The sequence below is a fragment of the Arthrobacter sp. NtRootA1 genome (assembly GCF_019976975.1).
Lineage (GTDB): Bacteria > Actinomycetota > Actinomycetes > Actinomycetales > Micrococcaceae > Arthrobacter > Arthrobacter aromaticivorans.
In genome coordinates this window covers 3,537,303-3,562,432 of the sequence record NZ_AP024630.1, presented here as the reverse complement: position 1 = coordinate 3,562,432, position 25,130 = coordinate 3,537,303, and the positions used below count along the sequence as shown (strand labels likewise).

General features: G+C 62.3%; 26 protein-coding genes. 11 read left to right on the top strand and 15 right to left on the bottom strand.

All coding sequences use genetic code 11. The features are described 5' to 3' along the window. Window positions 1-9: 9 nt before the first annotated feature. Window positions 10-969 (bottom strand): helix-turn-helix domain-containing protein, encoded by a 960-nt coding sequence (locus tag LDN90_RS16170; protein ID WP_216923922.1) that lies wholly within the window; start codon window positions 967-969, stop codon window positions 10-12. Between the two features lie 235 nt (window positions 970-1,204). Here LDN90_RS16170 and LDN90_RS16165 point away from each other — a divergent pair, with 235 nt between their 5' ends. Further along, window positions 1,205-2,680 carry an APC family permease gene (locus tag LDN90_RS16165; RefSeq protein WP_223949310.1) on the top strand — a complete coding sequence of 492 codons (1,476 nt, stop codon included), beginning with the start codon at window positions 1,205-1,207 and terminating at the stop codon, window positions 2,678-2,680. A gap of 102 nt (window positions 2,681-2,782) precedes the next feature. On the opposite strand, the gene LDN90_RS16160 is transcribed toward LDN90_RS16165, so the two are convergent. Together LDN90_RS16160 and LDN90_RS16155 are read right to left on the bottom strand one after the other, a co-directional pair. Then, a complete protein-coding gene (locus LDN90_RS16160) occupies window positions 2,783-3,577 on the bottom strand; it encodes a MoaF C-terminal domain-containing protein (protein ID WP_223946349.1) in 795 nt (264 codons plus the stop codon). 142 nt (window positions 3,578-3,719) lie between these two features. Beyond that, entirely contained in the window at window positions 3,720-4,466 is a 747-nt protein-coding gene (locus LDN90_RS16155; protein ID WP_216923920.1) for an IclR family transcriptional regulator, read from the bottom strand. Window positions 4,467-4,711: 245 nt separating this feature from the next. Here LDN90_RS16155 and LDN90_RS16150 point away from each other — a divergent pair, with 245 nt between their 5' ends. Continuing rightward, complete coding sequence (locus tag LDN90_RS16150; protein ID WP_223946348.1) at window positions 4,712-6,046, top strand: MFS transporter; 1,335 nt, start codon at window positions 4,712-4,714, stop codon at window positions 6,044-6,046. Window positions 6,047-6,131: 85 nt separating this feature from the next. Here the strand turns inward: LDN90_RS16150 and LDN90_RS16145 are convergent, their stop codons facing one another. Beyond that, window positions 6,132-6,815, bottom strand: a complete 684-nt coding sequence (locus tag LDN90_RS16145) for a phosphoribosyltransferase family protein (protein ID WP_223946347.1) — start codon at window positions 6,813-6,815, stop codon at window positions 6,132-6,134. 69 nt (window positions 6,816-6,884) lie between these two features. Between LDN90_RS16145 and LDN90_RS16140 the strand changes: the two genes are divergently transcribed. Beyond that, window positions 6,885-7,298, top strand: coding sequence for a MarR family transcriptional regulator (locus LDN90_RS16140; protein ID WP_223946346.1), 414 nt, complete (start codon window positions 6,885-6,887; stop codon window positions 7,296-7,298). Window positions 7,299-7,316: 18 nt separating this feature from the next. Here LDN90_RS16140 and LDN90_RS16135 read toward each other — a convergent pair whose 3' ends face one another. From LDN90_RS16135 to LDN90_RS16115, 5 genes are all read right to left on the bottom strand, one after another. Beyond that, entirely contained in the window at window positions 7,317-8,147 is an 831-nt protein-coding gene (locus LDN90_RS16135) for an alpha/beta fold hydrolase (RefSeq protein ID WP_223946345.1), read from the bottom strand. 1 nt (window position 8,148) lies between these two features. After that, a complete protein-coding gene (locus tag LDN90_RS16130; protein WP_223946344.1) occupies window positions 8,149-8,478 on the bottom strand; it encodes a biotin/lipoyl-containing protein in 330 nt (109 codons plus the stop codon). Further along, window positions 8,471-9,508: an alpha-ketoacid dehydrogenase subunit beta gene (locus tag LDN90_RS16125; RefSeq protein ID WP_223949309.1), complete on the bottom strand. Its 1,038-nt coding sequence runs from the start codon at window positions 9,506-9,508 to the stop codon at window positions 8,471-8,473. Before LDN90_RS16125 ends, LDN90_RS16130 begins: the two co-directional genes overlap by 8 nt. A gap of 40 nt (window positions 9,509-9,548) precedes the next feature. Continuing rightward, on the bottom strand, window positions 9,549-10,601 hold the full coding sequence (locus LDN90_RS16120; protein ID WP_223946343.1) for a thiamine pyrophosphate-dependent enzyme: 1,053 nt from the start codon (window positions 10,599-10,601) through the stop codon (window positions 9,549-9,551). A gap of 138 nt (window positions 10,602-10,739) precedes the next feature. After that, on the bottom strand, window positions 10,740-12,125 hold the full coding sequence (locus LDN90_RS16115; protein ID WP_216923914.1) for an amino acid permease: 1,386 nt from the start codon (window positions 12,123-12,125) through the stop codon (window positions 10,740-10,742). Window positions 12,126-12,301: 176 nt separating this feature from the next. Between LDN90_RS16115 and LDN90_RS16110 the strand changes: the two genes are divergently transcribed. The 6 genes from LDN90_RS16110 (at window position 12,302) to LDN90_RS16085 (ending at window position 18,813) form a co-directional block, all read left to right on the top strand. Continuing rightward, window positions 12,302-12,775, top strand: a complete 474-nt coding sequence (locus LDN90_RS16110; RefSeq protein ID WP_216923913.1) for an Lrp/AsnC ligand binding domain-containing protein — start codon at window positions 12,302-12,304, stop codon at window positions 12,773-12,775. Between the two features lie 111 nt (window positions 12,776-12,886). Beyond that, a complete protein-coding gene (locus LDN90_RS16105; RefSeq protein WP_216923912.1) occupies window positions 12,887-13,606 on the top strand; it encodes an NUDIX domain-containing protein in 720 nt (239 codons plus the stop codon). Beyond that, complete coding sequence (nadA, locus tag LDN90_RS16100; protein ID WP_216923911.1) at window positions 13,603-14,910, top strand: quinolinate synthase NadA; 1,308 nt, start codon at window positions 13,603-13,605, stop codon at window positions 14,908-14,910. Before LDN90_RS16105 ends, nadA begins: the two co-directional genes overlap by 4 nt. 45 nt (window positions 14,911-14,955) lie before the next feature. Then, a complete protein-coding gene (locus LDN90_RS16095; RefSeq protein WP_223946342.1) occupies window positions 14,956-16,740 on the top strand; it encodes an FAD-binding protein in 1,785 nt (594 codons plus the stop codon). Continuing rightward, complete coding sequence (gene nadC, locus LDN90_RS16090) at window positions 16,733-17,641, top strand: carboxylating nicotinate-nucleotide diphosphorylase (protein WP_216923909.1); 909 nt, start codon at window positions 16,733-16,735, stop codon at window positions 17,639-17,641. Before LDN90_RS16095 ends, nadC begins: the two co-directional genes overlap by 8 nt. Window positions 17,642-17,646: 5 nt before the next feature. Beyond that, window positions 17,647-18,813: a cysteine desulfurase family protein gene (locus tag LDN90_RS16085; RefSeq protein WP_223946341.1), complete on the top strand. Its 1,167-nt coding sequence runs from the start codon at window positions 17,647-17,649 to the stop codon at window positions 18,811-18,813. Here the strand turns inward: LDN90_RS16085 and LDN90_RS16080 are convergent, their stop codons facing one another. The 4 genes from LDN90_RS16080 to LDN90_RS16065 form a co-directional block, all read right to left on the bottom strand. Next, window positions 18,814-19,299 carry a GtrA family protein gene (locus LDN90_RS16080; protein ID WP_216923907.1) on the bottom strand — a complete coding sequence of 162 codons (486 nt, stop codon included), beginning with the start codon at window positions 19,297-19,299 and terminating at the stop codon, window positions 18,814-18,816. An 18-nt stretch (window positions 19,300-19,317) separates the two neighbouring features. Then, window positions 19,318-20,166 (bottom strand): fumarylacetoacetate hydrolase family protein, encoded by an 849-nt coding sequence (locus LDN90_RS16075; protein ID WP_223946340.1) that lies wholly within the window; start codon window positions 20,164-20,166, stop codon window positions 19,318-19,320. Window positions 20,167-20,255: 89 nt separating this feature from the next. Then, window positions 20,256-20,858, bottom strand: a complete 603-nt coding sequence (locus tag LDN90_RS16070) for a DM13 domain-containing protein (RefSeq protein WP_223946339.1) — start codon at window positions 20,856-20,858, stop codon at window positions 20,256-20,258. A 106-nt stretch (window positions 20,859-20,964) separates the two neighbouring features. Beyond that, the gene (locus LDN90_RS16065; protein ID WP_216923904.1) at window positions 20,965-21,639 is read right to left on the bottom strand and encodes a DUF1684 domain-containing protein; all 675 of its coding nucleotides are present in this window, start codon (window positions 21,637-21,639) and stop codon (window positions 20,965-20,967) included. A 62-nt stretch (window positions 21,640-21,701) separates the two neighbouring features. Between LDN90_RS16065 and LDN90_RS16060 the strand changes: the two genes are divergently transcribed. Beyond that, window positions 21,702-22,586, top strand: a complete 885-nt coding sequence (locus tag LDN90_RS16060; RefSeq protein ID WP_223946338.1) for a hypothetical protein — start codon at window positions 21,702-21,704, stop codon at window positions 22,584-22,586. A gap of 70 nt (window positions 22,587-22,656) precedes the next feature. Further along, window positions 22,657-23,463, top strand: a complete 807-nt coding sequence (locus LDN90_RS16055; protein WP_216923902.1) for a transglutaminase family protein — start codon at window positions 22,657-22,659, stop codon at window positions 23,461-23,463. Window positions 23,464-23,483: 20 nt separating this feature from the next. Here LDN90_RS16055 and LDN90_RS16050 read toward each other — a convergent pair whose 3' ends face one another. Continuing rightward, window positions 23,484-23,960, bottom strand: a complete 477-nt coding sequence (locus tag LDN90_RS16050; protein ID WP_216923901.1) for a MarR family winged helix-turn-helix transcriptional regulator — start codon at window positions 23,958-23,960, stop codon at window positions 23,484-23,486. Beyond that, window positions 23,960-25,084 (bottom strand): LLM class flavin-dependent oxidoreductase, encoded by a 1,125-nt coding sequence (locus tag LDN90_RS16045; protein WP_216923900.1) that lies wholly within the window; start codon window positions 25,082-25,084, stop codon window positions 23,960-23,962. The genes LDN90_RS16050 and LDN90_RS16045 overlap by 1 nt, the downstream gene beginning before the upstream one ends. Window positions 25,085-25,130: the final 46 nt, after the last annotated feature.

Genomic DNA, 25,130 nt, shown 5'->3' with positions numbered 1-25,130 from the left:
ATTCCACGGTCAGTGGCTGTTGCGATAGCCGGTGGGGGAGTTCCCGAAGGCGGCCCTGAAGATCCGGCTGAAGTGGGCTGCGTCAGTGAATCCCCACCGCGCCGCAATGGCCGTGACGGGCCGGTCTGCCAGGACCGGGTCCAGGAGGTCGCGCCTGCAGCGTTCAAGCCTGCGCTGCCGGATGGATGCGGCCACGGTGGTCCCGATCTCCTGGAAAAGATCGTGCAAGTGCCGGGTGGAGATGTAGTGGGCGGCGGCTATGGTTCCCGGGGAAAGTTCGGGGTCGCCCAGATTGGCTTCGATGTAGTCGTGGATACGGCCCAGCAAGAGAAGGTGGGGGTCGCGGCCTGTCTCGATGAGTTGGTCGAGTTCCCCGTTGAACAGGGTAGTGACCAGGTCCAGGGCGTTATGGACCAGACGCAGGCCATTTGCCCCTGAAAGGGCTTCGAGGTTATCGGCGAGCCTTACCAGGAAGGGGCTGATGAGTTCGCCGAGGCCCTCGTCCCCGGGAATCCGCAGGGCCGTTACGTGGCCCATGGCTTCGGCCGGCAAGTCGAGCAGGACGTGCGGGAACATCAGCACCAAAGTGCGGAAGTCGTCGTCGAATGTTAGTTGGTAAGGGCGGGAAGTGTCGTAGATGGAGAGGTCCCCGGGACCGAGCACCGCTTCGCGTTCGTCCTGAACCAGTCGGCCAGTCCCGGAGAGCTGGATGCTGAGCTTGAAGAAGCGTCCAGTGGACTTGGCGATCAACTCAGGCGTTCGCAGGACCGTATGGGGACCAGCTGTTACTTCGACCACGGAAATTTGACCCAGGACACGGGCTCGCATTGTCCCGTGGAAGGCGAGCTCTTTAGGGCCCTTGGCCAGCAACGGCACGAAGGATGCTGAGATGGCCCGGCTCCATTCCTGGAACGAATCCGCCACAACCGTGTGCACGGTTGCGGGGCCGGTATCAGCCGCGACGGTCATCAAGGTCCCTTTCAATGCCCGCCGTACCTGATGGCGCCGGTACAGAATGCCACCGGCGCGGACGTGAGCTTGCCCACGATTCTACACCGGTGGACTTTGCGGGGCTGTGCTTGCGTGCACCGACAAACACCTTGCCGTGTGAGACAAGTCACGCGATGCCTTGGCGGAGGAGGATTGCGGAATGACCGACACCGTGCCGCGCAATCTCCGTCCGGCACCGAGGCAGGAGCACACTATGAGCGTGGATAACCCCGTCAAGGGCATGATCGCTGGAGCCGCAGACAACAAGAGGCGTCTTGGGGTACCAGCCGTGACCTTTATGATTATTGCGGCCTCGGCGCCGCTGACAGTCCTTGCAGGTGGAGTAACCACCACTTTCGCCGTCACTGGGGTAACCGGCGTTCCGCTTTCGTTCTTGATTCTCGGCGGCATCCTGGGTCTCTTCGCGGTCGGCTATGCGGCCATGAGCCGTTACGTCACCAACGCGGGCGCCTTCTACGCCTACATTGCCCAAGGCATTTCCAGGCCGGCCGGTGTGGGAGCATCGCTGGTCGCGTTGATGGCCTACAACCTGATGCAGGTGGGCATTTATGGGCTCTTCGGCTTCACCGTTTCCTCACTGCTCTCGGCAAGGCTGGGCATCAGCGTTCCGTGGTGGATCCCAGTGCTGGTGTGCATCGCAATTGTTGGTTGGTTGGGCGTCAACCGGGTTGACCTCTCGGCAAAGGTGCTGGGCGTCCTGGTGGCTCTGGAGTTCCTGGTGGTCATCGTTTACGACGTCATCAGCCTGGCCGTGGCACCTGAAGGAGTCACTGCAGCATCGTTCAGCCCGGAGAGCCTGTTCGTGCCCGGCATTGGCGCAGTCCTTTCATTTGGAATCGCTGCCTTCATGGGCTTCGAATCGGCCGCCATCTATGGCGAGGAGTCCAAGGATCCCAAGCGGACCGTTGCCAGGGCCACCTTCGCGGCTGTCGCAATCATCGCCTTGTTCTATGCTGCGTCGGCTTGGGCAATGACCGTGGGCGCGGGCTCATCCGCAGTCATTGAAACAGCCACCAACAGTGGCCCGGACATGATCTTCGCCTTCCTGGGTACCAACGGGGGCTTGCTCTTGAGCGATATAGCGCAGATCCTGTTCGTGACCAGCCTTTTCGCAGCACTGGTCAGCTTCCACAACGCTGTTGCCCGATACTTCTTTTCGCTCGGCCGGGAGCGCGTCATCCCGCCGTTCTTCGCAGCTGTCCGCACAGGGAGCGGAGCACCTTTCGCGGGGTCGCTGGCGCAATCGGCGATTGCCGTCGTCGTGACCGTTGCCTTCGCAATCGCGGGATCGCGTTCGGAACTCGGTGAACTGTACCCCGTACTGACCATGTTTACCTGGCTGACCAACAGCGGCGCCATGGGGCTGGTCCTGCTCATGACCGTAGTGTCCGTTGCCGTGATCGGCTTCTTCCACCGGAAGCCGCACGGGGCCAGCCTGTGGGTACGGGTTGTTGCGCCTGGCCTTGGCTTTGTACTCCTGGCGATAGTGTTTGTCCTCATCCTTGCCAACTTCAACGTCCTGCTTGGTCAGACGGAATCGACGGCGGCAACATTTGTCCTGCCGCTGGTGGTGCTGCTGCCGGGTCTGCTGGGGATCGTGTGGGGGCTGCGCCTGCGGCGCTCGCAGCCTGGGCTTTATGCCCGGATCGGCCACGGCTCGGAAGACTGAAACTGCTTCGAACACCGAAACCGCAGGAAAGGAGAGGAAGCCCCCGGCAACTGCCGGGGGCTTCCTCTCCTTTCCGCTGCGGCTGTATATCCAGCCGACCAGTTAGAGCGAGGGGTCGAGTTCCGGAGTGTGGTGGGTGATGCTGATCAACCGGCCGTGGGCGCCGAACGTGAAATGCACGGGCTTGGTGCCAGCCTCATCCCAACCGAAAAGGCTGCCATGTGAGCGGATTGCTTTGGGGCTCCGATGATCAGCGATGGTGACAGAACCGCACGGGATAACCTTCTCGCGCCAGGTAAAGGCGAAAATACCGGGCCGGATTTCGAAGACGGTATTGGAATCGGTGTCTGCGAGGCCGCGCTCCGGTCCGGCGAGGCACTGCCAGGTGTACCAGGTAGGGCTGAGATAGATGTGTTCGTAGGCGTGGGCATCGCTGTACACCCATTCGACGCGCCGGCCGATCAGGGCCGTGCTTTCAGCGATTGCTGCTCCTTTGACGGTGAAGCCATCGAGGGTCCCTGCGCGGAAATCGTGGTGGACTGCGGTTGATCCTTGGGAGCCGCCGCCCAGCAAAGCGCCGATGTAGAGTGCACGGCCGTTGGAGAGATCGAGGATCAGGGATACGGCGAAGCCCGGCTCCACCGGACTCTGCCATTGGGCGTAGTAGAGTTCCTCGGCTACGAGGAAAGCCTCATAGGGTGCCGTCCCGTTGCGTCCCGCCGCAGCCCACTGCACTTCTTCGTCATCGAAGCTGAAATTCATGGGCACGCCATCGCTGCGGACAGTAAATTCCCGTCCCGCAAGGTCCTGGACGGTGGCTGCTTTGTTGGCATCGAAGCCGGGCGCCAAACCGTCCAGGGGCAGCCAGTTGGAGGTATCAAGAAGATTCAGGCTCATGGGTTCCTTCTCAGTGCTCGAGAACAAGAAGGACAGGAGATTCCTGTCCTTCTTCGAGTATTGGCTTCCCCTGGCTGCGCGTCTTGTGCCGTGAGGCAGGGCAATTGACCCAGAAAGAATGCTTGCCCTGTGGAGGAGCGGTTCAGGCCAGCTGGCCCTCGATCCGCATGGCGCTGGCAGCCAACTCCTTACCCACGGCGTCGGCGTCCTGGTCCAGGCGGATATAGACGACGGCGATGGCGGCCGGCCGTCCGCCTGGGACGTGGATGGGAGCGGCGATTGATGACAACCCAGCGATCACTTCGTCGTGGCTGGTGGCGTAACCGATCCGTCGGGCTTCGTGCGCTTCGGGGCGGTAGGGGATACCTGCTCCTACTTGGCGCCAACGGTCCTCGGTCATGGTCGACTGGATGGCGATACCGGGTGCGCCAATACCGATGGGGTGGCGGCTTCCCGGATGTTGGGCGAGTGCGGCGCCTGAATGCCGGGGTTCCACGGTGACCAGGGTGACGCATTCCTGGTGGTCCCAAACAGTCAGGAAGGCGGTCATGTGCAGGGTATTCGCCAGCTGGGTGAGCTCTGGCAGGGCAGCTGTTTGCAGGTTGCGCGAGACGCCACGTGCCAGCACGGCCAGTCCGGGGCCCGGCTGGACGCGGCCTGAATCGTCCCTGATCAACAGCGAATGGTCCTCCAACGTTCGGAGGATGCGGTAGGCAACAGAGCGGTGCACCCCGAGGGCTTCTGCGAGTTCGGCGATGCTGAGCGGGCGTTCGGCTTCGGCAAGGATTTCCAGTGCGCGGATTCCCCGCGAGAGGGTTTGCGACGGCGGGGCTTGGGTTGCTGCTTCCTGCGGACTTTTGACGTCGCTGCGGGGACTCATGCGAACCATCCTATGTTGGCGGGTGTCGGCATGCGGCGGTCAACTCTTGTGTTGCACGCCACATCAGGCTATCGTTCCATATACGAATAGACTATTCAACTATAGAACAATGCTGCTCATGAGCCCCACATTTCTCGTCATGCCGAGATAAATGCTGTGCGCTGGGTCACGGTATGTAGTAGTCTTTCCTAACTGACCGTTCTGTCGGTTAATGCAAGTCACGCGCCGACCAGTCACTCACCCCTGGAGTTCCAATGACCGCACCTTCCACTGTCGACTCCGCGTCGGGCCCAAGCAGTAAGCGCGAAGAGCGCCGGGTCCTGGCCGGGACTTTGGTCGGCACCACCATCGAGTGGTACGACTTCTTTATCTTTGCCCAGCTCACGGCAACGCTGTTGTCGCCGCTGTTCCTGACTCCGCTGGAAAAATCGAACCCTGGCGTGGCGCAAATTCTGTCCTTCGCCACCATCGGCATCAGCTTTCTCTTCCGGCCATTGGGGGCCTTCGTTGCCGGACACCTCGGCGACAGGCTGGGACGCAAGGCAGTCCTTGTCATGACGCTTGTCATGATGGGGGCGGCGACGGCCCTGATCGGCCTGCTGCCTACCTACGGGACAATCGGCCTTTGGGCCCCGATTCTGCTGATCACCCTGCGGGTGGTCCAGGGCTTCTCTGCCGGTGGCGAGTGGGGCGGCGCCGCCCTGATGGCTGTGGAGCACGCTCCGATCACCAAGCGCGGACTCTTCGGTGCTTACCCGCAGATCGGTGTGCCCATTGGCATGATCCTGGCAACCGGCCTCCTGTTCTTCCTGCAGTCGGGCATGTCAAAGGAAGACTTTGCCGCCTGGGGTTGGCGCGTACCGTTCCTGCTCTCCGTGGTTCTGATCGTGGTGGGCTACCTCATTCGCCGCGCAGTCGGGGAAAGCCCCGTCTTTAAGGAAATCGCGCAGCGCAAGGCGGAAAGCAAGGCGCCTCTGAGCGAGCTGTTCCGGAATAACAAGAAGGAGGTCATCCTCGCGGCACTGATCTTCATCGCCAACAACGCCGCAGGCTACCTGTTGATCGCCTTCTTTATCTCCTACGCCACCAAGGCACTTAAGATGCCAGCGCCGCAGGTCCTTCTCGCCACCACGGTTGCCTCCTTTGGGTGGCTCATCTTCACCATGGTGGGAGGCTGGCTTTCGGACAAGATTGGCCGCGTAAAGACGTTCCTGCTCGGTTACGGCCTGGTGTTCGCGTGGATGATCCCCATGTTTGCCTTAATCGATTCCAGGGACATCCTGCTGTACGGAACAGCTTTGTTCGTCCTCACCATTGGGCTTGGCTTGTCCTATGGGCCCATGTCAGCCATGTATGCCGAGATGTTCCCTGCACACGTCCGCTACTCGGGAATCTCCATCGGCTACGCCTTGGGCGCCATTCTCGGCGGTGCCTTCGCTCCTTTGATCGCCCAGGCTTTGTTGGATGCCACCAAGTGGTCCGGATCAGTGGGCCTGTACATCATGGGCCTGTGCATCATCTCAGCGGTGGGCGTGATTCTTGCCAAGGAAACCAAGGGCCGTCCCCTCGGCTTCAGTGTTCATCACTAGGCCAACATCAGATCCAGTCCAGCAACGAATTAAGTCTCTAGGCGGGCGCGGTTGTGAAACCGGGTCCGCCTCGGGCGTTAAGCAGCTATCTCCCCCTTGGGGCCCCTGCGCCTTCCAGTTGCTCTACGACGTCGTCGTCCGTCAACTGTTCGAAACGCTCATAAAACGCGCCAACAGCATGGAATTTGCCGGGCGTGTGCAGTGCCATCATGAAGTCGCAGACCCGTGCCAAGGATGTTGCGGCTTCCAGCGAAGCCACGGGAACGGCGGCGATCACCGTGTGAGCACCTGATGCCCGCACGGCCTCTACGGCAGCACGCATGGTGGCGCCGGTGGCCAGGCCATCGTCCACCAGAATGACGGTCTTACCTCGAAGGTCGTTCTCGATTCCTGGGTATTGCCTGGCGCGCCGAAGTAGTTCGGCGCGTTCATGTGCCTCTACTGCATCCAATGCGGCTTGGCTGATGCCATGGGCCAGGACATGTTCCTTGAGCGGCTTGTTGACGATGCGGACGACGTCGCCCTGGCACCACGCAAGTGCGCCGTAGGCAGTCTCCTCGCGGCCAGGTATCCCCAGTTTGCGGACCAAAATGGTGCCGAAGGGCAGGTACAACGCGGAGGCGGCCGCAACGGCCAGGGGGACACCTCCGCGGGCCAGGCCAAGGACGATCGTGTCTGGCCGTTCCCTGAACTGGGGGAGTCCTTCGGCCAGGCGCCGGCCGGCTTCCGCCCGGTCCTTGAAACGCATGCCCATTTGCCCCACTTCCACGTAATTTGGCTGCTTCCAGCCTACCGTTCAATGCTTGCCGGGTGAGGCATCCGCTGGAAGCATGGGCTTGTGAACAAGCCCATTGGATATTGGATCAAGAGGCTCGACGCCGCGCTGGAACTCCAACTCGATGCCACCCTGGCCCGGGTCAAGCTGAGCCGGCGGCAGTGGCAGACCCTGGCCACTTTGGCAGAGGGAACGGCCCGTCCGGATGAGCTAGATGAGATCCTGCGCCCATTCTGGGGCAATGACACGCGGTTGCGGGAGCGGGAGCTTGCCTCGTTGGTGGGCAGGGGCATGATCACCATGATTGATGACCGCCTGGCACTCAGCGAACTCGGCCGGGAAAAATACCACGAGGCCCTCCGCTATGTGGAAGCCGCCCGCCAGGACCTATCCATGGGCATAGGGATCGATGAATATGCCATGGCGTTGAGCGTCCTGGAACGAATGAGCCTTAACGCGGAACGGTTGATCCGCTAGCGCCGGCCTGAGCCGTCGCTACACGCCAAGGAATTCGATGGCAGCTTCCTTAAAAGCCCTGCTAGTGATCACGTTCGTGTGGGTGCGTCCCGGGACTACAAGAGTCTCCACCAAGGCCCCCCGCTTGCCGGCGAGGTGCGCGAGTTCGGGCATGGTGGCTGCCCGATCGTCCTTTTCGCCGGCAACCAAAAGGATGGGCACGTGCGGTGCAGCTTCATCGGGGTCGAACGGCTCACCCTTGATTGCCTCGATGAGCGAAAGCAACGCGAACAGGTCATTGCTGGGCAACAGTTGTGCCATCTTCAGCAGCCCGGCGGTGGACTCGTCCCCAATGGGTGTGCCATCAGCCAAGTACCGCTGTGCGGCAACGAGGTCGAAAGCTGCTAACGGATCCGCTGAGCTGGGTCCGCCCAGGACGATCCGGTGAACCAGGTCCGGCTGGGTTGCGCCGAACTCCCAGGCCAGCCGGGATCCCAAGGAGTAGCCCACGATGTCCAGTCCTGTGGAAGGATCGCCGTCGCGCAATGGCCGCGCGCCGGCGTCGGTGGCGATCTGGAGGAGGTCCGCACGGATCCGGCTGGGCGTGTACGAGTCCAGGTCTTCGGGGGAGTGGCTCCTGCCGTGGCCTGGCAGGTCCACGGTAATGACCCGGCGTCCGGCGTCCTGGAGGGCTGTGATCCAGCCGCTGTCCGCCCAATTTAGTTTGCTGGATGAGGAAAAACCGTGGATCAGCAGGACCGGGCGGAGGCCGGCGTCGGTGGCTGGCTCATGGACTTCCACGAACAAACCAGGGTCTGTTCCCTCCACGGTGTGCCTTTGCTGTTCCACGGTGTGCCTGCCGGTCATCATGTCAGTCCTCATCGAGTACGGCGCTCAGGCGGACCCGGCGCTTGGGTGCTTCGTCTTTCGGAACAGTGCCCACGATTCCGGCGGTGTCGTCCGGTACCTCGAACACGATCAACGGTTCGCCGACGTTGATGGTCTCGCCGGCCGCCCCGTGAATACGCACCACTTTACCCGCCTGGGGGCTGGGCAATTCGAGCGCTGACTTGCTGGTTTCCAGCTCCACAATGGGCTGGTTGCGTTCCACCTGCTGGCCCGGGGATACGAGCCAATCCAGGACGGTCGCTTCGATGAGGCCTTCGCCCAGATCCGGGAGCGGGAAGGAAATTTCAGCCACGGCGGTACTCCAGTACGCGTTGGATCCCAAAGAGGATGCGGTCGATATTGGGAATGTATTCGTCCTCCAGGTCACCGGAGGGATAGGGCACGTCGAATCCGGTCACGCGCTCCACGGGCGCCTTCAGCGTTTGGAAGCAATGCTGCGTGATCAGTTGGGCGACTTCGGCGCCAAGGCCTGAGGTCAAGGGGGCTTCGTGGACGACGACGGCGCGCCGCGTCTTCCCGACGGACCTCGCCAGGGCTTCGGCGTCGATTGGTTTCAGCCAGCGCAGGTCCACGACTTCAACGTCGATGCCGTCTTCTGCTGCCAGTTCGGCAACCTGGAGGCACCGTGCCACCATGGCGCCCCAAGCGACGAGTGTCAGGTGACGGCCTTCCCGCGCAACGCGTGCGCCGGTGAGGCTGCCGCCGTCGTCCATGCCGGCGTCGAGCATTGCCTGACCGGGAGTCGCAGTGCTGACGACTACCGGACCTTTCTGCCAGTAGCGGGACTTGGGCTCCATGAAGATGACGGGATCCGGCCGCGTGGCTGCGTACTTGAGGAGGTGATAAGCGTCGTGTGGGGTGGAGGGCGAAACCACTTTGAGGCCGGGAACGTGCGCAAACAGAGCTTCAAGGCTTTCACCGTGGTGTTCCGGAGCGCGGATTCCGCCGAAGCTTGGAACCCTGAGTGTGATGGGCATCGGGAGCGTGCCGCGGCTACGGTAGTTCATCCGGGCGATTTGGCACACGATCTGGTTGATGGCCGGGTAGGCGAAGCCGTCGAACTGTACTTCGGGAATGGGGTGGAAGCCCGCCATGGCCAGTCCTACCGACATGCCCAGGATGGCGGACTCAGCTAGTGGGGTGTCGAAGACCCGTTCTTCGCCATGCTTGGCCTGAAGGCCGTCGGTAATCCGGAAAACGCCGCCCAAGCGGCCGCAGTCCTCGCCAAAGATGACCGTTTTGGGATGGTCGGCCAGGATCTCGTCAAGCGCGCGGTTCAGTGCCTGCTGCATGGAAAGGTGCAGGACGGGTTCAGTCTCCATCGTGACCGGCCCGGGAGCGAACGATAGTGCTGTGGCTGCCTCAGACATGTTCGGACTCCTTGCGCCACGCAGTGGCCTGGGATTGAAGGGTGGGCGTTGGTTCCTGGAAAACGAGGCTGAACATCTCTGCACCGGGACGGGGCCCAAGTGCTTCGATACCCGTGCGAACGGCTTCCTCTTCGTCCTGGGCCTGCTGCTGTGCGCGGGCGAAGAATGCGGTATCCGCAACGCCCTCGGAGAGCAGGCGCTGCTTGAAGCGCTCAAGGGGATCCTCACCCGCGCTCAGGCGTTCCTCTTCCAGGGTGCGGTATCGTCCGGGGTCGTCCGCCGTGGAGTGGGGTCCGCGGCGGTAGGTCATGGCTTCGATCACCACCGGGCCGTTACCGGCACGGCAATGCGCGAAAGCCGAGCGCGTTGCCTCATGGACAGCGACGACGTCGTTCCCGTCCACCTGCAGGGAAGGAATTCCGTATCCGGCGGCGCGTGCAGCGACTGAGCCGCCGGCAACCTGGCGCTCCGTAGGGACGGAGATTGCCCAGCCGTTGTTCTGGATGAAGAAGACCACTGGCGCCTTCATCACAGCAGCAAAGTTCATGGCCTCGTGGACATCGCCCTGGGAGGATGCTCCATCGCCGAAGTACGTCATGGCAACGCCGCGTTCGCCGTCGGGCTTTCCGGAGAGGGTCTGGCCGTGGGCCCAGCCAACAGCATGCAATACCGATCCCGCTACTACGGCCTGGATGGGAGCGAAGCGGGATTCCAGCGGGTTGTACATTCCGCCGTGCCACGTGGCTTTGTGTGTGGACATGTAGCCCACCATGTCCAGCCCCATTGCCCGGGCTACGCCCATCTCGCGATAGGTGGGGAACACGAAGTCGCGGGTCCGGTCAACGGCATATCCGCTGCCTACCTGCGCGGCTTCCTGGCCCAGCTGGGGCGCGTAGCCGGGAATGATGCCCTGGCGTTGCCAGGCGACGGCTGCGGAGTCCAGGCGGCGGACGGAAGCCATCAGGGAATAGAGCTCACGCAGCTGTTCGTGCGTAAGCGGCGCCGCATCCTCATCGACGGCGGCGAGCACGGGTTTCGTTGTCATGGCTGTGACACTAGTCACCAACAATCGGGGTGCGCAATCAGCTCAGTTTCAACGAAACACTTTGTACAATTTGGATACGCAAAGAGGCCCTGTGCAAAACAAATTGCACAGGGCCTCTTGGTTTCAATGAGCAGGCGGCTACTTGGTCTGTAGTGGCTGCTTGCCGGCCTTCGCCTTGGCGTTGAGGAAGCATCCAGCGGCGATAACCAGGATCAGGATGAACGTACCGATCAGCTGGCCGGCGCTCTCAGGGTTGGCAAAGCCCACCAGGAGGATGATGGCCAACAGGACGATCCCGACGACCGTAAGGACCGGGAAACCCTTCATCCGCAGCGGCAGCTCGGTGCCTTCGCGGTCGGCCCTGCGGCGCAGGATGAACTGCGAGACCAAAGCAGTGCCCCACACCACCAGGCAGGTGGACCCCACAAGGTTCAGGAGCGCCGGCAGTACGTGCTCGGGGAAGAGCAGTTCCAGGACGGTTGCGATGAAGCCGAACGCAACCGAAATTCCGACGGCGGCCACAGGCACCTTGGAGCCGTTCAGCTTGGACAGGAAGCCCGGGGCCTCGCCGCGCTCCGACAGGGAGAAGATCATTCTTGAGGCGCCGTACAGGTTGGCGTTCAAGGCCGAAAGCAGGGCAACGACGGCCACCAGCGTAATGGCGGCACCGGCCCCAGGAATTCCTGCGAGGTCCAGTACGCCCGCGAACGGGGACTTCAGTCCTTCGGAGCCAACGGGAAGAGCCGCCGCAATGACGAATACCGAGCCGATGTAGAAGACCAGGATTCGCCAGACAACAGTGCGGATGGCCTTGCCGACGCTGTGCGCGGGGTTCTCGGTTTCAGCGGCGGCGACGCTGACGATTTCCGTTCCACCGAAGGCGAAGATCACCACGAACAGAGCAGCTGCGATGCCGCCGATTCCGTTGGGGGCGAAGTCCCCGAAGGTGGACAGGCCGGGTGAGGCAACGTTGGGCAGCCAGCCGAACAGTAGGGCGGCGCCGATGAGGAGGAAGATGACGATTGCCGCAACCTTAAGGATGGCGAACCAGAATTCGAACTCGCCAAAATTCCGGACGCCCACGAGGTTGATGCCGGTGAACGCCACCATGAACACCAGGGCGAGCACCCACACTGGAACCACCGGCCACACGGTGAAGAGCAGGCCTGCCGCGCCAAGGGCTTCGGCCGCGATGACCACCACCAGCTGTAGCCACCAGAGCCAGCCAATGGTGCCGCCAGCGGTCTTGCCCATGGCTTTTTCGGCGTAGACGGAGAATGCTCCGCTGTTGGGGTTTGCGGCAGCCATCTCGCCCAGGGCCCACATGACCAGGATGATCAGGGTTCCCGCCACGAGGTAGGAGATCAGGACCGCCGGGCCGGCAGCCTGGATGCCTGCGCCGGAGCCGAGGAAGAGGCCTGCTCCGATGGCGCTTCCGAGCCCCATCATGGTGAGTTGGCGTGGCTTAAGTGAATGGCCAAGGCCGGAAGTTGGCGCAGGAGCCGCGATGGACTTCGTTGTCATACGTGTCTACCTTCTATGGATTTCATACTCGGTGTAGCGAGCCGGCCTCTTGGGCTGAGCAAGCTGGGCGTCGACGACGCAGCAAGAGCCGTGGAATAATTCTCGCAGTTTGTAAGATACATCACTTTTTGCTGTGGCGATGTGATGGGTAAGAATCCCCGGGGACAGGAACTTTGATGCTGGTCGATGCACTTGATGCAAAAATTGTACGTTTCTTCACGGATTCGCCGAGGTCCTCCGTGTTGGAAGCATCCCGCGTGCTGAGGGTTGCCAGGGCTACGGTGCAGTCCCGGATTGACCGAATGATCGAAAACGGAGTGATCGGGTCCTGGGTTCCCCAGCCTGATCCGGCCAACTTCGGCTTCCCCGTGGTGGCGTTCTGTTCGGTCACCATTACCCAGGAGATCGGTCACGACGCCATCATCCAGAGCCTTAGCGCCATCCCGGAGATCATTGAAGTGCACACCGTGACGGGAAATTCCGATTTGATGGTTCGCATTGCAGCGCGCTCAAATCCTGATATGCAGCGGGTGCTGGACGCGATGATCGCCACCAAATCCGTGGTCCGTTGTTCGTCCGTCATAGTGCTCAACAGCCACATCCAGGGCCGGACTCTGCCACTGATGGAAGCCGCCGCCAAGTCAGTGTGACGCAGGGCATTTTGCCAAGGGGCTGCAGAGTCGTACCATTAGTTCTAGTCAAGATGACTTTAACTAAGATTCCAGGGTGGAGAGAAGATCTCCAGACGGCGATGAAGCGAGGTGAACGCCGTGAATCCGATATCGGCGAACGTTGCTGAACGCCGCCTGGCGCCGCCGTCGTTGGCAATCTCAACGGTGATTTTCGCCCTCCGCCCCAGCGAAACATCCGGCCGTCCCACCCTATGGCTGCCACTGGTCCGCAGAATCCGTGAACCATATAAAGACATGTGGGCGCTGCCAGGCGGACCCTTGGCGCACGATGAATCTCTCCAGGATGCAGCATCGCGCAACCTTCGCGACACCACGGGCCTGGTGCCGCAATACCTTGAACAGCTCTACGCCTTCGGCGGCCTGCATCGCTCGCCCAGCCAGCGAGTGGTATCCATCGTTTACTGGGCACTCGTCCAGCCAACCGAAGCGGCCCTCGCAGACGAATCGGAAAATGTGCGGTGGTTCCGGGCTGACAGGCTCGGCGAACTCGCCTTCGACCACAACGCGATTGTGGATTACGCGCTCTGGCGCCTCCGCAACAAGATGGCCTACGGGTCCATCGCCTACCACCTGCTGGGAGAGTTCTTCACTCTCGCGCAGGTCCGTGAAGTCTACGAAGCCGTGCTGGACCGCCAGCTGGATCCGGCAAACTTCCGCCGTCATATCAAAGCCACACCGGACATTGAAGAAACCGGTGAATACCTGCAGGGCGGAAAACACCGTCCGCCACGCCTCTACCGCTTCACCGGCACGCCCGGTCTCGGGCCAGATAACAGGAGTACACCATGAGCAGCGTCAATACTGCCGTCCAGCTGATCACCCGAGAGGAAGCCGAGAAGGGCCTTTCCCGGGCAGGATCCACCTGCAGCCCGGCCCTGGCCAAAGGGCCCTGGGAGTATGACCTTGCCGAGGCTCTTGCCGGTGCCCCCGCTTACGGACCGGGAGCCTCCAGCAGCGACGTCGCTCCCAAGGAGACGCCGCGGCAGGGACAGCTCCCGGAGGAGTACAAGCGGGCGACGGACGCTGAACTTGATGCCCGTATCCGGGCTGCCAAAAAGACGCTCGGGGACCGTGCCGTGATCCTGGGCCACTTCTACCAGCGTGACGAAGTCATCCAGTATGCCGACTTCGTGGGTGACTCTTTCCAGCTAGCCAATGCTGCGCTGACCAAGCCCGACGCCGAAGCCATCATCTTCTGCGGCGTCCACTTCATGGCAGAGACTGCGGATATCCTTTCCACGCCCGAACAGGCAGTCATCCTGCCCAACCTGGCGGCCGGCTGCTCCATGGCGGACATGGCTGATGAGGACTCCGTAGAGGAATGCTGGGAACAGCTCGAAGAAATCTTCGGCACGGACACCGACGCCCAGGGCCGCGTTCCGGTCATCCCCGTCACCTACATGAACTCCTCTGCTGCACTAAAGGCCTTCTGTGGCCGCAACGGCGGAATTGTCTGCACTTCCTCCAACGCGAAGGTGGTCCTGGAATGGGCCTTCGAGCGTGGGCAGCGCGTCCTGTTCTTCCCCGACCAGCACCTGGGCCGCAACACCGCAAAGGCCCTGGGCGTCCCCTTGGAGCAGATGCCGATGTGGAACCCCCGCAAGGAACTGGGCGGCAATGACGAACAAACATTGTTGGACTCCCGCGTCATCCTCTGGCACGGCTTCTGCTCGGTGCACAAGCGCTTCAACGTGGGCCAGATCGAAAAAGCCCGCCTCGACTTCCCCGGCGTCAACGTGATCGTGCACCCCGAATGCCCCATGGAAGTTGTGGATGCTGCCGATTCCGCAGGGTCCACCGACTTCATCAAGAAGGCGATCGCTGCAGCTACCGAGCCCACCACCTTCGCCATCGGTACAGAGATCAACATGGTGAACCGGCTCGCCGCGGAAAACCCACAGCACACGATCTTCTGCCTGGATCCCGTTATCTGCCCCTGCTCCACCATGTACCGCATCCACCCTGGTTACCTCGCCTGGGTGCTTGAGGAACTCGTCGAAGGACGCATCGTCAACCGCATCACCGTGGATGACACCGTGCAGGACAACGCCAAAATTGCGCTGGAGCGCATGCTGGCGGCCAAGCCTGCCTAACCGCTACCAACACCGGTCTTCCGGACGATCCGAATCGAGCCTCACATGACCTCAGGAAGCCTCGCTGGAGGGCACCAGCCCAAGCGGCTGATCGTCGTCGGAAGCGGCATTGCGGGGCTCTACTCAGCCCTGCTTGCCGCCGAAGCCGGAGCCGAAGTGGTGCTGCTTACTAAAGGCGCGCTCGCGGACAGCAATACGTACTTGGCCCAGGGTGGCATCTCGGCTGTCCTGGATGAGCCGGCTCCGGGTGATACCGTTGCTGCCCACATCGCCGATACCCTCAATGCCGGTGCGGGCCACTGCGACGAGGAAGCCGTGCGGGTGCTGTGCACCGAGGCCCGGATGGACATTGCCGGGCTTGGACGCTTCGGCGTCCGTTTCGACCTCGACGACGACGGCGATCCCTCCCTGGGACTCGAAGCCGCCCACTCTGCCCCGCGTATCCTCCACGCCGGGGGTGACGCCACAGGTGCCCGCGTTGCAGCTGCCCTGATCAAGACGGTGTTGGACTTCCAGGCGGCTGGAAGAATCCAGGTGATCGGGCACGCGCAGGTAACCTCACTGATCCAGGATGGCGAGCTGTACCAGGACGTGCCGGGACGCGGTCGCGTGATGGGGGTGAACTTCCTCCATGAAGGCAGGGAAATGGCCCGCTACTCCGATGCCGTGCTTTTGGCCACCGGGGGCGCCGGTCAATTGTTCGCACAAACAACCAACCCATCCGTCGCCACAGCAGACGGGCTCGCCCTGGCCTGGAGGGTCGGAGCCGAGGTATCCGATCTCGAATTCTTCCAGTTCCATCCCACGTGCATGGTCCGTGCTGGCGATGCCCTTGAGGCAGAAGAAAACACTGACCCTCTGCTCATCTCCGAAGCTGTCCGCGGCGAAGGTGCCGTCCTCGTGGACGCCACCGGTCGCCGGTTCATGGCCGATTACCACCAGGACGGCGAGCTTGCCCCAAGGGACGTCGTCTCCCGGAGCATAGCCCTGCACCTTGCGGCGCTCGGTGACCCCAACGGTCACGTGTTCCTCGATGCAACCGTGATCGAGGAACAGCGGGGGGAAGGCTTCCTTGAGAAGCGCTTCCCCACCATCAGCGAACGCACACGCCAAGCCGGCTTTGACTGGAGCCGTGAGCCCGTCCCCGTCGCTCCAGCGGCGCATTACTGGATGGGTGGAGTGGTGACGGACCTTTACGGCCGCACATCTGTTCCTGGGCTGTTGGCCGCTGGTGAGGTTGCCTGCACCGGAGTCCAAGGCGCCAATCGGCTGGCCAGCAATTCGCTGCTTGAAGGGCTCGTTTTCGGGCGGCGGGCTGTGGAGGGGTTCCTGGGGTCGGCGGACGCGCTCCCTCTGCGTGCTAACTCGGCCGCGGGCGGCCTCGCTTTTACGCACGCTGCCGGGACCCCGCCAGCCGCTGAGGCGACAACGGCGCTGTCGGGGTCTCCGGCGCCGCTCAGAATGGAAGGCGCCTCCGCCGGTTTCGATTTCGTGCCGTCGGCGGGGTTCTCCCGGAACGCGCTGCGCCGGTTGATGACTGCCAAGGCAGGTGTGCTCCGCAACGGGGTCCTGCTGGCGGAGGCCGAAGCCGGGCTGGATTCCTGGGCCGAGGCCGTTCTGCCCCTGAGCGCGCCGGTCTCCTTGGACCCCAGGGTGCATGAGGACGCTAATTTGTTGCTCGCGGCGCAGTTGCTGGTGCGCGCTGCGCGGGAGCGGCGGGAGTCGCTTGGGGCCCACTACCGCAGCGATGGCGTGGCGGAACCAGCCGCCGTCGACGATTTTGACAAGCGTTACACCATGAGCCGGAAAGCGAGCCTCATCAATGACTGACCTGACCTCCACCACCAACCTGACCCTTCCCACGGCACCCGTCCGGGACATCCTGGAAAGGGCCTTCGCGGAGGACGCGCCCAGCGGTGACATCACCTCACAGCTGCTCATCCCCGCCGGGGCACGTGCCACTGCGGTACTGAACGCCCGAGTCCCGGGCGTGTTCAGCGGTGGAACGGTGTTCCGCGACGCCATGAAGCTCGTCGACCCGGATACGGACGTCCAGTTGCTGCTGGCAGACGGTGAAGCGTTCGACGCCGGTACCCACCTCGCCCGCGTCACCGGCAGTGCACGCTCGGTCCTGTTGGCGGAACGGGTCGGACTCAACCTGGTGCAGCGGATGAGCGCCATCGCCACCAAGACCGCAGAATTCGTCAGGCTGGTTGAAGGAACGCGCGCCCGGATCACGGACACACGCAAAACGACACCTGGCTTGCGTGTCCTGGAACGCTATGCCGTGCGCTGCGGTGGGGGAGCGAACCACCGCTACAGCCTGTCGGATGCCGTCCTGGCAAAGGACAACCACTTGGCTGTCATGACCGGCGGCGACCCCGCAAGACTGACTGAACTGCTCGTGGCCGCCAAGGCCCAGCTGGGACACACCACTCACTTTGAAGTTGAGGTTGACCGGGCAGATCAGATTGAACCCGTTCTGGCCGCGGGAGTGGACACCATCATGTTGGACAACTTTTCCATCGATGAACTCAGGGCAGGCGTCAAGCAGGTAGATGGACGGGCAAATGTGGAGGCCAGCGGAAACGTCAACCTCAACACAGTGGCAGAGATCGCGGCAACGGGCGTAGACGTCATCTCCATCGGCGGGCTGACGCACAGTGTTTCGGCACTGGACCTCGGGCTGGATATCGAACTGCGAGCTGATGCAGAGCTGGAAGCAGTCTGAGTTCCATGATCTTCCTGGACGCTGCAGCCACCACACCTGTCCGGCGCGAGGTGCTCGAAGCCATGTGGCCGTACCTCAGCGGCGAGTTTGGCAACCCATCCAGCCACCACAGCCTGGGTGAAGCGGCGGCCACGGCGCTCGCAGAGGCGAGATCCGCCGTCGCGAAGGTGCTCAATTGCCGCGCTGGCGAGGTGACCTTTACCTCGGGCGGCACGGAGGCTGACAACCTGGCCGTCAAGGGAATCGCACTGGCCCGGCATGCGGCTGATCCCTCGCTGAATCGGGTAGTGATAAGCGCAATCGAGCATCCTGCGGTGGAAGAATCCGCCCGCTACCTCGAACGCGTGCATGGCTTCACGGTGGACGTGGTGCCGGTGGACCGCGACGGGCTGGTCACGGTGGACGCGCTACGCGCCGTCCTTCGGCCGGACACGGCCATGGTGAGCATCATGTATGCAAACAACGAGATTGGTACGGTCCAGCCCGTCGCGGACCTTGCTGCCGTAGCCCACGGGTTTGGCATCCCCTTCCACACTGACGCCGTCCAGGCGGCTGGCTGGCTGAGCTTGGACGTCAAGGCCCTGGGCGTAGATGCCCTGAGCATTTCCGGCCACAAGCTGGGCGCGCCCAAGGGGTCCGGTGTCCTGTTCACAAAGGGCCGGACGCGCGTGGAGCCGTTGGTTCATGGTGGAGGCCAGGAACGGGGAAAGAGGTCCGGAACAGAGAACGTGGCCGGGGCCGTGGCGTTGTCCACCGCCCTGACTTTGAGCCTTGGCGAGCAGCCGGAGCTGGCCTCGCGGGTTTCTGGCCTGCGGGAGCGGTTCGTCTCGCACATCCTCCAAACCGTCCCCGGTGCCATACTGACAGGGCATCGAAGCCAGAGGCTGCCATCGATCGCATCGTTCTGCTTCCCTGGAACCAGCGGCGAATCAGTCCTGCTTGAGCTGGAACGCCTGGGCGTGGTCTGCTCCAGCGGCTCGGCATGTGCTGCCGGATCTGACGCGCCGTCACCGGTGCTGCTGGCTTTGGGCATTGTCCCGGAGATAGCGCAAACAGCCGTGCGGTTCAGCTTCGCCTCAACTGTTACCGAAGCCGAACTCGAGCAAGCTGCCGGAGCCGTGGAAGCCGCCGTCGGGCGTGTCCGGAACCTGGCGTCTCCCCAGCACAACTAGTCACACGTGGCGGGCGCGGCGGAAAATCCAGTGCCTCAAGAGGGTGAACCGGACGCCCGTGGCGACGAAGCCGGAGAGCGTCGTGGTCCAGAGTTCTTCACTGACAGTAGCCTCGGGGTGGATGAGATGCAGGATGCCCAGGCTCCCGCCAGTGATGACCAAGGCAATGCCTATGACGATCAGCCCATGCATGTGGTCCTGGCCGCGTTTCCTGCTACCTCTGATCTTGAAGGTCAACCTGCGGTTCAGCGCTGTATTCATGAAGGACGTGACGATCAACGCCACGGCGTTGGCAAGCTGCGGGTCAATCCAGGGACGCAGCAGCGCATAGAGGGCAAGCGAACTCGCTGTGCAGAGAATTCCGACGCCGGTGAAGCGAAGCAGTTGCCGCACCACAGGGTACTTGAGAAGGCCGCGATGTCTCTTCCTGGCAGGCTTCTGTAAGGGAGGCGGCCGCAGTTCGGCGGCGTCTGCGGCTGTCTCCATGAGGTTAAGCCTGACACACTATGCGGGCACGTCCTCCCAGGAAGCCTTAGTGACGGGGTTGGAGAGCTCCCCGATTCCTTCCACACGGCACACAACGGTGTCACCTGGCTGAATGCGCGCGCATTCGGCGGGGAAGCCAGTCAGGACCAGGTCGCCGGGGTGGAGGGTCATGAACGAGGTCAGGTAGACCATGATCTCGTCCACTTTCCAGCCGAGGTCCGCCGTGCTGGCGGGTGTGAGGCCAGTGCCGTTGTGGACGATCCGGATGGAAAGATCTGCGGCGTCCAGGTCGGTGACGATCCACGGACCTGCAGGTGTGAAAGTGTCCTGGCTCTTCGCGCTGATCCAGAGTTCGTCGGTCTTTTGGAGGTCGCGTGCAGAGACATCGTTCCCGATGGTGTAGCCGAGGATTGCCGAACCCGCCGTTTCCAGCGTCAGGCCCCTCGCTGTACGTCCGACGACGACCGTCAGTTCGGCTTCCGGGTCAACATGACCAACGTTCGAACTCAGCTGGATCGCTTCGCCGGAGCCGATCACGCTGGATGCGGCCTTGTGAAATGCCTGTGGTGGAAGGTCCCTGCCAGCTTGCCCGGTGTTGTGGGCCATACCAAGGACGTTGGCCGGCACTGAAGGTGCGAGGAAAGTGAAAGAACCCTCGCTCACCCCAGCGCCTTTTTCCCAACCGTGCCGCGAGGGGCTACTCGCGTTTGCCCTTGATGCCCCGAAAGGCGAATCGATAACAATCCACTGCTGCCCGGCCGCGGAGTCGAAGTCCAGGGCGTCGTTGGCAACGAAGAATTGCTCGTTGGGATCCTGTGTATCCAAGGGCCGGACGCGGGCGATACGACGGGGAAGGGGAAAAGTCATGATGACATCCTACGTCCTGCAACAGGTTGTGGGGCCCGCTTTACGCCCCAAGACCCCACGTAAGTGCGCAGACGTGGCCCCGCACGGCATCAGGCAAGCTGTGCCGATCCGAAAGCGACGCTGAAACGGTCACACCAGAGCACTACCGTTGACAGGCCGGAGAGGTCCACTCCAGAGGGGATGACATAGTTCTGGTTGCCGTGCGTGGCCTTGATCGGGCCGAGGTCCACATACCGACCCGAGCGGTACTTGTACCAATCGCCACCTGCTTCAAGGCTGCTGAGCCAGACCTTGACGTCCGGGCCATCGCTGCTGGCCAGGTTTTCCAACCTCAGCACACGGGAGCCATCGGGCAGTTTCAAGAGCTGTGCAGTACCAGAAGTCTGATGCTCCTGGGATTGGAAATTGCCGAAGCCCAGCACCACAGGATCGGTCTTGGCTGCCGGGGTTGAGGCAGACGTGGTGGGGGCCGGCGAGCCGCTGGCCTGTGCATCGGAAGTCGGTGCAGTGGAAGGGAACGCCGATGTTGAGGCGGGAGGAGCGAACGGCAGGGCCTCGTTCACGCTACTGCTCGTAAACAGCCGCCAGGGCTGGAACAGCGCGGCCCCTGCGATGACCAGGACCACGACAGCCACGCCCACTGTGGTGGCAAGGATCTTGTGGGCACGGATCATCCGCCCGATTCTGTTCATGCTCCAAGGCTAGGCTTTTACGGTCTGTCGCGGGGGTCCCGGAACTTACGGTTCCGTGACGCTGTGCCGCAGTTGGACACGGCAGGGCGCCTGGCTTCAGGTGGCGTTAGCCTTCTCCCAAATACAGCTCACCCACTGGTACCTCGGCTGCGAGCCGGTTGGGCGGTCCGGCAAGGGGGCACGCCCAGGCTTCGTTGTACGCGCAGGAGGGGTTGTAGGCGAAGTTTAAGTCCACGATGAACTCCTCCTGTTCATCGATGCGGCGAACACCGTGGTACGCGCCCTTCACTGTGTCCAAAAGGTATCTTCCGGCGCCGTAGCTTCCACCCTCTTTGCCGGCGGTAGCGTCGCGCAAAGGCACAAAGATGCCGCCGCCGTAGCTTCGCAGCCGCCAAACGGCCAGGGATCCGAGTCCCGGCAACTCAAAGGTTCCAATCCTCACGAACGGAACTACGCCGTCGGTCCCTGTTTCAACATTCATTTCCTGTCCAGTGCCCTCCGGTGACAAGGGAACGTACATCCGGAAGGCGGGATCGTAGTCGGCCGTGCGCAACCCGGAGAAGGATGCTTTCATCTCTGCTGTCAGGGCGGACGCGGGATGGGTAGCAAACATCCGGTCGCGCTCCTGGCGCCAATAGTTGTGTGCATCGAACGGATCCGTGGCCGCCAGCTGCCGTACTTGGTCATAGAGGGCGAAGGTCCGAAGCCGCCAATCCGCAACGTCAACGGCGGACATGGTGGGCATGTTGTCCTCGAATGCGTCATGCTGATCGGGAGCCATGTCTTCAGCCTAGTACGCCGTCAAATCCCGTGTCGGACCTTACCCGCCGATAAGCTGTGCGCATGAACGGCACTGTCCACCCGAACGGCACTGTCCACCCGAACAGCATGACGGCGAAGCTTCGGCTAGGCGCATTGGTACTGGGTGCGGTCCTGCTTGCGACTACAGCGGCCTGTTCCACTGAAAACAAGGGGCCACAGGTTTCCCAGACCTCCGACTCCCATCCCAACAGTTCAGAGTCGGGCCTCCCGTCCCCGGACGCCGGGTCGAAGAGTACGACGCCGTCAGGAGACGCCGTCTCCAGCTCACCGTCCGCCACACCCGGCTCAAGTGCTGCATCCAGCTCTGACCCGAGCCCGGTAGCCACGGCATTGACCTGGAAGACTTACACGGACCCCGCCAAAAAGGTCAGTTTCGAACTCCCTGGCGATTGGATTGCCCAGTCGGTCACGGCTGAAGCTGGTTCACTGCCAGGTGCCCTGAAGGTCGAAGTGAAAGATGGCGGGGGCCGATACATCGCGACCCTGCAGACAGGCCTGCCACCTGCAGGGCCAATCGCTTGCCCCACTGGCCAAAGCCATCCCTACATTGTTATCAGCAGCGTGCCACTGGATGTTCCACACTCCGATGGTCCGGACACCATCGATCCCCGCGTCGTTTTCCGCGTGATCCAAGGCTACAAATTCTTCGGATCCTATGGCATAACCAACATGGTGGCCGGCGCCGACGGCCAGGCCTGCGAATTGAGGAACCGCGTTCAGGGACCTTCCGGCAAGGGCGACTACTCTTTCGGGGATGTCGCAGCGGTCCATGCCTTCGCCGCCGATGAAAAAGTTGCCCCGGCAAAGACTTTTGACACGTTGGACCTGGCCGCGAAGTACGTCGCCCATGATTCTGAATTCGCCAACGTCCAACGGATGCTACTGTCTCTGAAGGTCAATCTGTAGTCCTGCGGTTGGCTGATCCATACAACGGCGGCATCGGGGGCTGTCCCGCCGCAACCCACCCCGGAGATCAATGGAACGCAACGTTGCTGCCAAGCTCGTTTTCAAGACTGTAGCCAACACGAAAGTGGCCATGGCCATCGCCGTGGCCAACAATCCGGGGTACGAGTCAGTGACGGAAACACTCTCCATCACTGTGGATGGGAACGAGATTCCCTTTGCTGAACTCAGCGACAATCACGGGGGCCGCTTCCAATACATGGAATTCGCGGAGCCCAGCGAAGTGACGGTTGACTACCAAGCAAGTGTCCATGGCTTCGCAGACCGGGACACACCCTCTCCAATGGAACTCATCCGGTACGTCCGGCCTAGCCGCTACGCTGAATCTGATCGGTTGCTGCCCACCTCTTACGCCGAGTTCGGCAGCCTTGGCGGGGCCGAACTGCTCCACGCTGTCCGCGATTGGGTCAATGGAGAGCTGCGCTACGTCAGTGGATCCTCGCGGGGAACCGACGGGGCGGTGGAGACGCTTCTCCACCGCCGCGGTGTATGCCGTGACTTCGCCCATTTGGCCATTGCCCTGCTCAGGTCCAAGGATGTCCCCGCCCGCCTCGCGGCCGTGTACGCACCAGGTCTGAGCCCCATGGACTTCCACGCTGTGGCAGAGGCGTACATCGAAGGTGAATGGCACATCATCGATCCCACTGGGCTGGCGCCCCGCGAGTCCATGCTTCGCATCACGGCAGGAAGGGATTCTTCAGATACAGCCTTCTTGTCCACGGTGGGTGGCAGCCTGTCGCTGAAGACCCTCAAAGTCAGCGCATCAGTCAACGGTGAGCTCCCAATGGAGGATCCACGGCAGCTCGTACGCCTGCGCTGAGATCGCGGAGAGCGGCAGGCCTAACCGTGCGTTGCCTGGTGTCCTGCCACCGAGGCCCGCAGCTTTTCCGTAAGCCGCAACAGCTCGCGCTGCTCCTCCACAGTAAGCGCCGGCCCGACGAGTTGGGCAATGTCACGCACGTGTTCCCGACCAATCGTTTTCTGCAACTCGCTGCCTGATTCGGTCAGGGACAGCAGCACTCCACGGCCGTCGTCGGGCGCTGTTGTCCGTTCCACCAAACCGCGCTTCTCCAGACGGTCCACCAAACGGCTCAGGCTGGACTGGCTCAACAGCACTTTGTCATTGATCTCGTTCAACCGCAGCTGTCCGGAAGGGCATCGCGAGAGCGTGAACAGGACGTCATACTCCTTGACGGGCAGGGACTTGAACGCCGGACCTGATTGAAGTTTCCGCATTACCGCCACCTGGGAGCGGAAGAGCGACTCCCAGGTCTCGGCGGCGAGGCGAACGGCGGAGGACGCCGAAGGTCTGGACATCAGGCCTCCTGACCCTGGGCTCCAGCTGGAGCGGACTCGTTGACGCTTGCCTCCATGGCCGCAGCAACGCGGGAAGCGTGGGTAGGCGCGTCCGGCACGTTGGCCGGCTTCAAGGCAGCATATTCCTTGCGAAGCACGGGAAGGACTTCCTCGCCGAAGAGGTCAAGCTGCTCCAGTACGGTCTTCAGGGGCAAGCCTGCGTGATCGATCAGGAACAACTGCCGCTGGTAGTCGCCAAAGAACTCACGGAAGGTGAGCGTCTTCTCGATGACTTCCTGCGGACTGCCCACGGTCAGGGGAGTCTGGGAGGTGAAGTCCTCCAAGGAAGGACCGTGACCGTACACCGGTGCGTTGTCGAAGTACGGGCGGAACTCCTTGACGGCGTCCTGGGAGTTCTTCCTCATGAAGAACTGGCCACCCAGGCCCACGATTGCCTGATCGGCCGTGCCGTGCCCATAGTGCTCGTAGCGCTCGCGGTAAAGGCCGATCAACTGCTGGTAGTGCTCCTTGGGCCAGAAGATGTTGTTGGCGAAGAAACCGTCACCGTAGTAGGCGGCTACCTCGGCGATCTGCGGCGTGCGGATGGAGCCGTGCCAGACGAACGGGGCAACGCCGTCCAAGGGGCGCGGCGTAGACGTGAAGTTCTGCAGGGGTGTGCGGAACTTGCCCGACCAATTGACCGTATCCTCATCCCACAGCTTGCGGAGCAGGCTGTAGTTTTCGATCGCTAGCTCGATCCCGTCCTGGATGTTCTTTCCGAACCAGGGGTACACAGGCGCTGTGTTTCCGCGCCCAAGCACCAAGTCAACCCTGCCATCGGAGAGATGCTGCAGCATCGCGAAGTCCTCGGCGATCTTGACCGGATCATTGGTGGTGATCAGGGTTGTGGCCGTGGACAACGTGATGCGCTCGGTCTGGGCTGCGATGTAGGCCAGGGTAGTGGTGGGGGAGGAGGAGAAGAAGGGCCGGTTGTGGTGCTCGCCAATGGCGTAGACATCCATGCCGATTTCTTCGACCTTTTTGGCGATGGCAACGGAAGCCTTGATGCGTTCGTTCTCCGTGGGCGTGCGGCCCGTGGTGGGGTCAGTGGTGATGTCACTGACGCTGAATACGCCGATCTGCATGATGTGCCTTTCTCCCTGCCCGTGGTCCCGGGCTCTGTAAGCAGTG